Origin of the sequence: Micromonospora sonchi (assembly GCF_014646235.1) — a bacterium.
GTDB lineage: Bacteria > Actinomycetota > Actinomycetes > Mycobacteriales > Micromonosporaceae > Micromonospora > Micromonospora sonchi.
In genome coordinates this window covers 146,949-158,278 of the sequence record NZ_BMNB01000003.1, presented here as the reverse complement: position 1 = coordinate 158,278, position 11,330 = coordinate 146,949, and the positions used below count along the sequence as shown (strand labels likewise).

Below are 11,330 nucleotides of genomic sequence, written 5' to 3'. Positions count from 1 at the left end.
GGAATGACGTTGATCAGAGGCACACGCCACCCCCACGACGACCTCGGCCCAACGTGGCGATGCACGACCGGCACGACATACGCCGCAGGTCAAACCGACGCGGCTTCACCCACCGGCAGCAGCGCGGGCAGCGGATCGCGTAGACCAGACCGGAAGCCGGCGGCAACCCCAGCAGCGACCGCAACGCCGCTTCCACCTCCCGCAGCGCGTGCCGCAGGTCAGTCAGATGTGTACGGGCCACCAACAGCAGCGCCCCGACCAGCAGCGGCACGGCTGCGATCAGGGCAGGGTGAACTACGGTGGGCATCACGCCCTCCTTCACACACGAGGGATGGGAAAGCGCGGGAGCGGGCCGGGACTCTTGGCGGGGAAACGACCCGCCCCGCGCGCCAAAACGAAGCGATCAGGCAGCCGCCGAGCCCGGCACCACCGACGCCGGACGAATAGCCGAAGCCCGCAGCGAGTACGCCATCCGGGAACGGCAGTCACCCGAGGAACGGCCCGGCTTGCACCGCTGCGAATCGACGTACGGGGTCAGGGTCAGGCCCTCGAACTCCACAGCCGGCGGATAACCCGGCACCGTGGACGGCGGCGGCACCGGCTGCTGCGCCGCAACCACCTTCACCTTCACCTCAGTCGACCGACCGAACTTCCCGGCCTCCGGGTCCAGGTCCATCACCCGCACCACCCAAACCCGCTCCCCGGTCTCCTTATCCCGCGCCTGGTTATCCGCCTCACCACGCCGCTCAAAATCGATCTGCGGCGACACGCCCAGGCACAGCGCCCCAGCGGGGAAGACGTACTCGGACGGGACAGGCACCTTCAACGTCATCGGAACCACGTGGAAAGCCTCCTAGCCTCACCAGCCGTCACCCTGACAACCGGTTGAGTTAACAAGCTACGTCAGCTTGTAAGCACAAGCAAGGGTTTCGGTGAGCTGCGTTCACATAGGAGTGTCGGACGGTGGTGTCAGCCTGCGAGACATGGAACCTGTCACCGTGCATCGAACGGCGGTCAGCATCCTTTATGGTCACTTCGTCCTACGGGATGCATGGTGTGATGCCGGCGACGACGGCGAGTCGTACCGAGATTCACAGGATCAGGTCGCCGGCGCGTCCACGTACCAAGTCACCGTGCGAGCGCCTTCGGACCCGCTGAGGGTGGGCCTTGAGCTACGGATATGGAGCGGTGAGCCCGATCTCGATCGTGGCTCGTGGGACGGGCGTCGACAGCTTCAGGTGCACTGCCCTACCGGAGAACTACTCGTTGAGCAGATCACCGCCGGAGCGGCGGCAGAGATCACGCTCCCGCAAGGAGCCGGCGTCTATGGCGTCCGGGTCCACCGACACGGGCGCGACGACGCTCAGATGTTCCTGATCGACCTCTGGTGGCAAACACCGCTGCCACCAGACGACGATGACGAGGACTTCTACGGCGATCTGTGGAGCTGATCCAGTCAGGACACGGCGTAGGTGTCTTCGATCTCGTGGCGGCTGCCGGGCATGACCAAAACCGAGGTCATGATGGGATCGCCGGAGGCTTGGTGAACGGTGATGACGACGCTCATTGCCGGCTCGTCGGCCGGCACGTCCAGGGCGTCGGCCTCGTCGGGGCTGACGCGGCGGGCGGTCATGCGTTCGGTGGCGTAGTCGGCCCGTAGGCCCTTCTGCCGTGCGATGAGGTCGAGCAGGCCGCCCGGGATGGGGTCCGGCTTGGTGATGTCGGTGCCGACCGCGATGTCTACGGGCACGAAGGTGGAGATCAGATCGACCGGGCCGACTTCCGTGACGGTGCGGCGGCGGCGTTCGTAGACCGGTGTGCCCTCGGGGATCTTCAACTCGGCCGCGATGCGGGGCGTGGCGAGAACCGGGCCGACGTGCAGGATCTCCGTGTCGCCGGTCTCGTCCAGCTCGACGGCGTCGCGGGCGTACTCGGGTGAGGTGCGGCCGGCGGCGGGTCGGCCGCGTACGAAGCTGCCCTTGCCCTGCTGCGACTCGATCCAGCCGTCCTGCTTGAGGATGCCCAGCGCTTTGAGGACCGTCGGCCGAGAGACGCCGAACTCGTTGGAGAGCTGGTTTTCCGACGGCAGTGCCGCACCGGGCGCGTATTCGCCATCCTCGATGCGCTTCCGCAGCGTGTTCAACACGCGCAGGTATTTCGGCGTCGGAATCTCGTACGCCATCGCGGGCACCCCACCTATGAACGCTGCATGTATTACAGCAGCTTATGAGTTGTTTGCATGACAGAACAAGTCAGCTCAGCCGTTCGGCCGTCACACCCTCCACCGCAGCGGTCAGCCATCCCGACCACGACGACGCCTGCACCCGTTCCGGACGGGACGCGCCGGGCCACCGCCGAGGCAGGCAGCCGTACCGTCCGAACACCCGCAACGCCGCCCGTCGCTGCGAACACGGCTCGTCCACGCGGCAGGCAGGGCAGCGCCCGTCCGCGCTCGACGGCGTGTGCCGGTCAAGCTGCGACTGCGCGGCCCGCAACTGATCCCGCGCCGCTCCCGACAGGTACGTGGTCACCGGGCCGCATCCTTCGGCGCGAACAGCCGAGTCGGTACAAGGACCTGTGTGCGTTCACCGCGCTGGTGGCGTGGAGTGACCTTGGTGCCCTCGACCCAGATCCACTGCTCCCGCTCGGGGCGGTTGAGCACCAGGCGAACCCCGGTCACCCGCAACGTCACCGGTCCGTCGGCGGGGCGGTAGCGGTCAACAGCGTCGATGTACATCACCGCGCCGAGCCGTACCCGTATGTCAAACACCACGCCTCCTCGTCGTCCGCCGCACCGTCGTTGGCGGGTTGGGAATGATCTGTAGGCCGGCGATCTGCGCGAAGACCTCTCGCCGCGCCAACGCCTCCCCCGTGGCCGGGTTGATCGCGTAGCCGGTGAGCCAGACCCAGCCGTCGTACGTCGGCCGATCCGAGATCGCGGACACCCGCAGCCACAGCGCCCGGTCACCGCCAAACTGCACCGACGCCCGACGGTCCAACAGCACCAGGTCACCGGGTGCCGGAACCCCCGGCGGAAGCGAACGTGACCTGCGGGGCGCCGAGGCGGGCGGGCTCAGTTGGGACCGTCGTTCGGGTCGCGGTCCCATGCCAGCACCCACCCCGGGCCAGCCTCAGCAGGACACCGAACGACCGGACCCCGCACAGTCCAGACAGGACCGGCGGGCCAGCGAGCGAGTCCGCTCCGCTCCCCGGCCGATCGTCCGGACCTCGGAACGGGCGAGGGTGTACTTCCAGCCCGCACCGGAGCACGATTGGCAATTGGTCGATGCGTTCAGCCCCGTCATGCACACAGGTTGTGGCACGAACCACCCAGCGACCCGGAAAAACCTTCCGGGTTCGCCGCCGACCGAGGGGAGACAGTGAATCCATGCGCGGGACCACCACCACCCTGACCATCGGCGAACGCGTCGCCTGGTACCGCCGTCGACGCGGCCTGTCGCAAGAAGTTCTCGCCGGACTCATCGGCCGTACCGCCGACTGGCTCGGCAAGGTCGAGAACAACCGGATCGACCTGGACCGCCTGTCCGTCATCAAGTCGCTCGCCGAAGCCCTGGACATCTCCCTCGGCGACCTGCTCGGCGAACCCTCCCTGCTCGACTGGACCACGGACAGCGGCACTCACACCGTGCCCGCGCTCCGCGCCGCCCTGATGAACTACCGCGCTCTCGCCCCCTTCGGCGGCGGCACCGATGCGGAACCACCCAGCGTCGCCGTGCTCACGAAGGAAGTCGGGGCGCTCTGGGACGCCTACCAGGACTCGCGGTTCGGGTACGTCACCGGCCGGCTACCCGACCTGCTTCACCGCGCTCAGGTCGCCGCCGACTACCACGACGGTGACGACCAGGACGACGCCCGCCGGCTCCTCGGCCTCGCGTACCAGCTCGCGGCCACCCAGCTCACGAAACTCGGAGAGAGCGACCTCGCCTGGATTGCCGCCGACCGCGGCTTGTCCGCCGTCCGCCCGACCGGTGACCCGCTCATCACCGGCTCTCTGTTCCGATCCGTCGGCCACGCACTGCACGCCACCGGCCGCTACACCGACGCCGTACGCCTCACCGAAGACGCCGCCGCCTACCTGGAACCCCACCTCAGCAAGGCCACGCCCGCGCTGCTGTCCGTCTACGGCACCCTGTTCCTGTCCGGCTCCATGGCCGCCGCACGCGCCGACGACGCCGCCACCACCCGAACCTTCCTCACCGCAGCCGACCAGGCCGCCAGCAAACTCGGTGCCGACGCCAACCACCTCTGGACCGCGTTCGGCCCGACAAACGTCGCCATCCATCGAGTGGCCACCGCCGCCGAGCTGGGAGACCTGCAAGTCGCCATCGACCTCGGCCCCCGCGTCGACACCACCGGCCTACCCATGGAACGCCGAGTCCGTCACGCCCTGGAGGTCGCCCGCGCCTACAGCTCGTGGAACCGGGTCGACGACGCACAATCCATGCTGCTCGACGCCGAACAGATGGCACCCGAACAGGTCCGCCACCACTTCCTCAGCCGCCAACTCGCCCTCACCTGGGTCCGCCGGCAACGCGGCAAACCCTCCACCGAACTGGTCAGCCTCGCCCGCCGGCTCAAGGTGCTCGACTGACCCCAGCCCGTTTACGCTGTCCTGGTGACGGCCAACGAGACGCCACCCATGGCAACCCCACGCGTCGCCGCCGGCGCCCTCTTCCTCAACAACGAAGGCCACGTGCTCCTCGTACGCCCCGCCTACAAGAATCACTGGGACATCCCCGGCGGCTACGTCGAACCCGGCGAATCACCCCGCTCCGCCTGCATTCGCGAAGTCGAAGAAGAACTTGGCCTCACCACCCCAATCGGCCCGATGCTGGTCGTGGACTGGGCACCCGCCGAGAACGAAGGCGACAAACTCCTCTTCATCTTCGACGGCGGAACTCTGACTGCTCAGCAGGAACTTGCCATCCGCTTTGAGGACGCGGAACTCACTGAATGGCGCTACGTGGCTGCTGAGGCGCTGGAACAGCACGGACCGCCTCGACTCGCCCGTAGGATCCGCACCGCGATTGCGGCCTGTAGCGCTGGAGGCTCAGCCTACGCAGAGCACGGTGACGCAATCTAAGGGGCGTGAACGCTTCATGGACGAGTCAAGGCGGCCCGCTTCGCAGGCCGCTCGCGCCGCCGAACCTGGGCTGGGCGATGGTCCGCCGCCACGCCTCTGGCCTTCGGCCGCCAACGCGGCCGTGATAGACCGCCGGCGGCCCAACATACGAAGAAGCCCCGGGCCGCCACGATCGATGACGGATCCGGGGCTTCACGTTGGTCGAGACACAGGCAGTGCCAGCGGGGCGCTCGGGCGCTCTGGGATGGTGGTGCCATCCCGACAACTTCCGTCCGGGAGAGCCGAGCAGGTGGGGCCTACCCGGTCCACGATGTGCAAACGAAGGCCGACGGGATGGCTGCCAGGTGCAGCGGCGGGTATGTGCTTCTTTCAACCCGTCCGACTAACGCGATCTGCCGCAAGATCGCTGACCTTGAGCCTGCCTCCACCCTGCGACCCTAAATTGCGAGACGCAGGCCGACGCCATATGAGGATGCAGCCAGCTTTAATTGGGAAAAGGCTGAACTGCGACGGCGCGGTCAGATCTCAGCCGTAATGTCTGTTCTGCTTCCGACCGACTCAATGCCATGCTTGCCTTTCAGGCAGTCAATGACTGCCGCAGACATATCGGGGGATAGCTGCTGGAATATGGTCGCTATAGGGGGATTGGATTGACCAGCCCCAACGACAGTCGCAAGCAGTTCCACGGCTAGAGCGTGAGTTGCCGGATAGACATCTGCTAGTCGTCCCCAACCACGAATAAGTTCCGTGTTGAACTCGCCCGCAGCAGGGTCGTTGATGAGCCACAGCCATGCATCAGCCAGGGGGTCAAGAAGGCCTAGCTCACCTTGGGTGCCCGAACGGGTACTGAGATGGCCCGCCGCATGCAGCCACTCTGGATCGAGAAGCCCTGTCAGCGCGATGGTTCTCTCATGCTGGGGCCATTGTTCAACTACCGAAAGCACCCTAGTCAGTTTCGTCCTCTCAGCATGAGAACGCAGTGCATCTTGTACAGCCAGTCGGACTGCAGCAGTCTGCGCACGACTAGCAACGCGACGCAACCGCACGACGGCAACGGTGAACGAATTGTCGCCAACCTTGCCGCCACAGAGCCGGGCTACTTCGACGAGATTTCGGCTGCCGCCAGCCCAATCGTAAAGGCGCTTCTGTAATGCCTGGCCGACGTGCGGATCCTCTAAAAGCCCAGCCAGAGCCGCATAAGCCCGCCGATTCTGATCACGATTACCGCTCAACAAGTTGAAGAGCACATCGATTGCGGATACCCATCGATGGCGGGATGCAAGGCGATGAACTACTTCGATAAGCCGACGGCTCTCAGCGCTGTCAGTAGGTTTGCGCACCGACATGTCGGTGATCCAGGCAAAAAGTGCCTTCCTAATGTTAGGCCTTTGCTCCCAAAGATAGTCAACAACTTCGTCATGGTCCGCAGCTCGGGCCGATAAATAAATCCGGTCGCCGATTCGACGCGCCCCCACCTTGGAGAGCTGTTGACGTATGTCGGCACCCTCAAGGACCCTCGTAGGATCAACCGCTATGCCAAGCTTCTCACTCAGAGCGCCGGCCTCTTCCGAAAGCGTTTCAACCGTTGCTCCGCCCAGAACCGCTGCGGCTATAAGCAAAATTCGCTCGCCCGCACTACCCGGCACGTCCTTGGCGAGATGGTCAACAATGTATCGATTCCAGCGCTTCCATGATGCGGCAAAGCGCAGCAATTCCTCTTGCGATTCCGCATGCGCGATTATATCAAGTGCGAGGCTGACGCCGTAGTCTGGCGGGGCATCGCTGTCCTTCAACGCTTCGACGATCCCCGCCAGAGCCTGGACATCTAGGAGCTCTCCCCCAGGCATGGTAGTGCGTCGCGCCTCATAATCCAACCGGACCCGCACAACGTCGAGGACCTGAGGTTGGCCAATAGACTCCGTAATGTCGGCAAGTTCGTCGGCGTATTGTTGCCAGACTGCGGTGCTTGCGATGACGACTAGCTTTGCGTTCACCGCCTCTAGTTCGCGGCCATAGTCACGCAGATTGGCGGCAAAATCGTCAGATAATTCCTCTGCATAAGTAATGTCAAGCAAGTACCGAGCATTGCCTTCTCGCGGGAGATCAGGGAAATCATGCTCTCCCCAGGTCACGTTCAGCCTATGGACGGGTTGAGCATTACCGAGACACAACACCGACAACGCGCAAGTTTGCCGCCCTGTGCGGGGCTCCCCCATCAGCACAACTACGCCCGCGCCATGCCCGCGCCAAAGGATATGTTCTGCCCGCTCATAGCCTTGCGGTGGACTGAAGGCATGAACGGCGACATAAATGTCTCTGGAACTAACCACTACGCGAGGCACGCGAGCACGCACGTAGGTAACGTTCAGATCACGGCGCGCCTGGAGGATTGTTGCATTGGGGCCAGCTTCGGCGATCATTGCCCCAGCATCGGCGCCGGAGTTGTCGTCACCTTCCACTGCTTTGCCCGAAATGTATTGCTCCGTTTATGTCTCGGCCAGCCTGAATAGAAATACCGCCCTCCGCCACCGTGGCAGTCATTGGACGATTACTCGACGCTGTCGATGAATCCTCCTCATTGCAGAAGTCCCGGCGGATGGCGGGCCCGAACGCGGTTTCGACAACGGTCGGAAATTCTCGTAGCGACCTGGATAGATCCCAGCCGTCTCGGACCTGAATATCGAGACCTGGCCGCGCAGCGCGAAGTTCAATCAAATCGGTTTCAATGTCTTTTGCGTCGACAATGCATGCCATAACCACGATGAAACTAGTGACGACGAAAGGTTGCCGGACCTCGAACGCGGTGACCGCGCGTCGCAGGGCAGCTCCGTCGAATTGCGCCACACGCTTACATTGGTATGCGAAATAGGTCATACCGTCATCGGTGGCAATCACATCCCGGCCATCGTCAGCCCGGCCGGACCTGCCGTACAGCCGGGCCTCCCGGTGGCCGTCCACCATCGTGGCTACCTCTGCAATGAGCGCCTCGAAGTCATACGGCGACATGGCCTCAAAGGGCAAACGACTCGGCCTAGGGCGCGTAAGCGGCGCGTATCCTCCCGGCGGCATGGCCAACGCTGGTGCAGGGTCGAGGGAGTTGAATAGGCGTGCCTGCTCAGTATCGGGCAGATCGAGATGTCGATGTTGAGGAGTCACTAGTGGATTATCGGCTGAATCCCCTACCGCAACAGCAAGCCGTTTGCCATCTGTCACTATCCCGACACTTACTGAGGTGATCTCAGCAACGCATAAGGGTTGATTGGCGCGACACGGACGAAGGCCGGCGAGGCGGGCGGCAGTGGAAACAGGCGTGGAGCCATCGATAGACAGGTTCTTGCGACAGATCCACGTCTTCGAGAGGGCTCCACGTGATTGCCTATCGTGCCATGGTCGACGTCCCGAGGGAACTCGTGCAGTACCTCGCGCGTCTGCTGTACGCCCAGCGCCGCGCCTGCGGCACCCGCCGTGGCACTCGGGCGTTGACCTGCTACTACCAGGCGCTGATGGTGCTCGTCTGGTTCCGTAAGGCCGAGGACATGACCCTCCTGGCTGCCGGCTTCGGCATCTCGAGGGCGACCGCCTACCGCTACCGCGACGAAGGCATCGCCGTCCTCGCCGCCCAAGCGGCCGACCTACACACCGCCCTGCGCCGGGCCGCCGCCGACGGCTGGTCACACGTCATCCTCGACGGCAAACTGTTCGACTGCGACCGACTCACCGAAACCACTCTGTCAGTCAGGGGCGAGGTGATCGACGCCTGGTACTCCGGAAAACACCGCGACTTCGGCGCGAACATCCAAGCCGTCATGCGCCCCGACGGTCTACCGATCTGGACATCAACGGCGATGCCCGGACACCTACACGACACCAGCTGCGCCCGCGAACTCGGCGTCACCGCCGCCCTGAACTGGTCCGCCGCCGAACTCGACCTACCCACCCTGGCCGACTCCGGCTACGAAAGCACAGGCCACGGCATCAAAACCCCGATCAAGCAGCCCACCGACGGCAGCCCGCTCGCACCCGACAACCGCGCCTACAACCGACTGCTACGCGGCCTGCGCTGGCAAGGAGAACGCGGCTTCGCGATCCTGATCGGACGCTGGAAGACGCTACGCCACACGACCATCTGCCCACACCGAACCGGCGACATCGTCGCCGCAGCCCTGCACCTCACCCACTTCGAGTACAAATACCTACCGCAAAGTCGCTGAGATCACGTCTTGCGAACACGAACGCGGAAATCGAGGCAAGCATGGATGGCGGCCTCGCTGACTGCGGTGCTGTACGAGAGATGGAGGTTGTTTGGCCCTCCGGAGCCGGCTTGCGGAAGCAGGCTTCAAACCACCACGAGGGGCGTTGGCTGAAGACCGTCGTCCTGAGCGTCGTTGGAAAAGGCGCGGCATGATCGCGTCAGGTGTGGACCGGGAAGATGAGCGATGAACGTCGAGTTCTCTGTCGTTGACGTGTCGAAACTCAGTCAGATGACATCAAAACCGAGGCCGGAGGTGAGTCTCGGGAAGAGCCTGGGGGATATCCGCTTACTGCCCAGGTGGTGTCCGGCATATAGGCAGCATGAGCCCGGTCCAGGCTCTCGTATGGAACGTGTGAAGGCGGACCCCGATACCGTCCGTCGGGTGACCGGCGGCGAGAGGGAGGACTCCAAGTGGCGGAAACCGCGAGGAGCAGAGTACCGATGCGGGGACGCTGGCGGACTCGCCCGTAGTAGCTGTGAACCGCCTGCGTATCGCAGTGGGTCGGGGAGCCAAGGGGTGGGGTCGTTCAGGCTGGCGCGGGCGGTCAACCGTAAGGGAGGAACCGCGTGAGTCAGCCAGGGTTGGCAGGAAAGTCGCATGACATCCCCAAGCGGCTGATCTGGGCCGCGTGGTTGAAGGTGAGAGGTAACGGCGGAGCGGCCGGGGCCGACGGCGTGACGATCGAACAGTTCGAGACGAGGTTGGCTGACAACCTCTACCGGCTGTGGAACCGCATGTCGTCGGGCAGTTACTTTCCTGGTCCGGTCCGGGCGGTGGAGATCCCCAAGAAGGGTGGAACCAGAATTCTGGGCATACCCAACGTGATCGACCGGGTGGCGCAGACCGCGGCGGTGCTGATGTTGGAGCCGGAGGTGGAGAAGGTATTCCACGACGACTCCTACGGCTACCGTCCCGGACGGTCCCCGCTGGACGCGGTGCGGGTGTGTCGGCAGCGGTGTTTCAAGAAGGACTGGGTCGTCGACATGGACGTCAAGGCCTTCTTCGACTCCGTGCCGTGGGATCTGATGCTCAAGGCGGTGGCGCGTCACACGACCCAGCCATGGGTCATGCTTTACGTGGAGCGCTGGCTGAAAGCGCCGATGAAGATGCCCGACGGAACCCTGACCCACCGGAGCAAGGGAACACCGCAGGGCGGACCGATCTCCCCGTTGATCGCCAACATCTTCCTGCACTACGGCTTCGACACCTGGATGGACCGGGAGTTTCCCGGGATCGGGTTCGAGCGGTTCGCAGACGATGTGGTGGTCCACTGCGTGACCGAGCGCCAGGCGCACCAGGTGCGCCAGGCGATCGATCGCCGGTTCGCGGACATCGGGTTGCAGCTGCACCCCGACAAGACGCGCATCGTGTACTGCAAAGATGACCGACGCCGCCTGGACTATGAGATGGTGACGTTCACGTTCTGCGGGTACGCGTTTCGTCCCCGGAAGGCATGGGACAAGATCCGCGGGAAGGCCCGGACCGGGTTCCTGCCCGCGGTGGCCCCGGGGAAACTGACCGATATGAGCCGCAAGGTGGCGTCCTGGCGGCTGCATCGACGCACGACCGGCAACCTGGCAGACCTCGCCGAAGAGGTCAACCCTGTCCTTCGGGGCTGGTTGAACTACTTCACCGTGTTCTACCCGAGCGCGGTGAACCCGATCGGCAAGCGCATAGATCGCCATCTGATGCGCTGGGCGAAGTGGAAGTACAAGCGGCTCAAACGCAGCGACGACCGAGCGCGAGCCTGGCTACGAGGTGTCCGACAACGGTCGCCCGACCTGTTCGCGCACTGGGCGCTGCGATACACGACCTGACAACCTGAACGGCACGAGCCGGATAAGCCGAGAGGCTTACGTCCGGATCTGTGGGGGGCGGCGGGTGAGACTCCCGCCGCCTACCCGGCACTGTGCTAGTCCTCGCGGTGGTGCTACATCGCGGCCTGCATTTGATCGCGATCGGGCGCGGGCAGA

The 11,330-nt window shown here is 64.4% G+C and carries 13 protein-coding genes; 5 read left to right on the top strand and 8 right to left on the bottom strand.

Translation table 11 applies throughout. The features are described 5' to 3' along the window. Positions 1-13: 13 nt before the first annotated feature. Both IEY61_RS04525 and IEY61_RS04520 read right to left on the bottom strand, forming a co-directional pair. On the bottom strand, positions 14-307 hold the full coding sequence (locus tag IEY61_RS04525) for a hypothetical protein (RefSeq protein ID WP_189040955.1): 294 nt from the start codon (positions 305-307) through the stop codon (positions 14-16). 96 nt (positions 308-403) lie between these two features. Then, positions 404-832: a hypothetical protein gene (locus IEY61_RS04520; protein ID WP_189040954.1), complete on the bottom strand. Its 429-nt coding sequence runs from the start codon at positions 830-832 to the stop codon at positions 404-406. Positions 833-983: 151 nt separating this feature from the next. Here IEY61_RS04520 and IEY61_RS04515 point away from each other — a divergent pair, with 151 nt between their 5' ends. Next, entirely contained in the window at positions 984-1,451 is a 468-nt protein-coding gene (locus IEY61_RS04515; protein WP_189040953.1) for a hypothetical protein, read from the top strand. Between the two features lie 5 nt (positions 1,452-1,456). Here IEY61_RS04515 and IEY61_RS04510 read toward each other — a convergent pair whose 3' ends face one another. The 4 genes from IEY61_RS04510 to IEY61_RS04495 form a co-directional block, all read right to left on the bottom strand. Beyond that, a complete protein-coding gene (locus IEY61_RS04510) occupies positions 1,457-2,182 on the bottom strand; it encodes a GntR family transcriptional regulator (RefSeq protein ID WP_189040952.1) in 726 nt (241 codons plus the stop codon). A 70-nt stretch (positions 2,183-2,252) separates the two neighbouring features. Next, positions 2,253-2,531: a hypothetical protein gene (locus IEY61_RS04505; protein ID WP_229705682.1), complete on the bottom strand. Its 279-nt coding sequence runs from the start codon at positions 2,529-2,531 to the stop codon at positions 2,253-2,255. Next, positions 2,528-2,770 (bottom strand): hypothetical protein, encoded by a 243-nt coding sequence (locus IEY61_RS04500; protein ID WP_189040951.1) that lies wholly within the window; start codon positions 2,768-2,770, stop codon positions 2,528-2,530. Before IEY61_RS04500 ends, IEY61_RS04505 begins: the two co-directional genes overlap by 4 nt. Then, entirely contained in the window at positions 2,763-3,005 is a 243-nt protein-coding gene (locus tag IEY61_RS04495; protein ID WP_189040950.1) for a hypothetical protein, read from the bottom strand. Before IEY61_RS04495 ends, IEY61_RS04500 begins: the two co-directional genes overlap by 8 nt. A gap of 383 nt (positions 3,006-3,388) precedes the next feature. Between IEY61_RS04495 and IEY61_RS04490 the strand changes: the two genes are divergently transcribed. Together IEY61_RS04490 and IEY61_RS04485 are read left to right on the top strand one after the other, a co-directional pair. After that, positions 3,389-4,612, top strand: a complete 1,224-nt coding sequence (locus IEY61_RS04490; protein WP_189040949.1) for a helix-turn-helix domain-containing protein — start codon at positions 3,389-3,391, stop codon at positions 4,610-4,612. Between the two features lie 24 nt (positions 4,613-4,636). Continuing rightward, positions 4,637-5,104, top strand: a complete 468-nt coding sequence (locus tag IEY61_RS04485) for an NUDIX domain-containing protein (RefSeq protein WP_229705681.1) — start codon at positions 4,637-4,639, stop codon at positions 5,102-5,104. A 518-nt stretch (positions 5,105-5,622) separates the two neighbouring features. Here IEY61_RS04485 and IEY61_RS04480 read toward each other — a convergent pair. Both IEY61_RS04480 and IEY61_RS04475 read right to left on the bottom strand, forming a co-directional pair. Further along, positions 5,623-7,563, bottom strand: a complete 1,941-nt coding sequence (locus IEY61_RS04480; protein WP_189040948.1) for a hypothetical protein — start codon at positions 7,561-7,563, stop codon at positions 5,623-5,625. Beyond that, entirely contained in the window at positions 7,553-8,110 is a 558-nt protein-coding gene (locus tag IEY61_RS04475; RefSeq protein ID WP_189040947.1) for a PDDEXK family nuclease, read from the bottom strand. Before IEY61_RS04475 ends, IEY61_RS04480 begins: the two co-directional genes overlap by 11 nt. A gap of 380 nt (positions 8,111-8,490) precedes the next feature. Here IEY61_RS04475 and IEY61_RS04470 point away from each other — a divergent pair, with 380 nt between their 5' ends. Both IEY61_RS04470 and ltrA read left to right on the top strand, forming a co-directional pair. Next, entirely contained in the window at positions 8,491-9,315 is an 825-nt protein-coding gene (locus tag IEY61_RS04470; RefSeq protein WP_189040946.1) for a transposase family protein, read from the top strand. Positions 9,316-9,923: 608 nt separating this feature from the next. Beyond that, positions 9,924-11,174 (top strand): group II intron reverse transcriptase/maturase, encoded by a 1,251-nt coding sequence (gene ltrA, locus IEY61_RS04465; RefSeq protein WP_229705680.1) that lies wholly within the window; start codon positions 9,924-9,926, stop codon positions 11,172-11,174. The last annotated feature ends 156 nt before the right edge of the window (positions 11,175-11,330 follow it).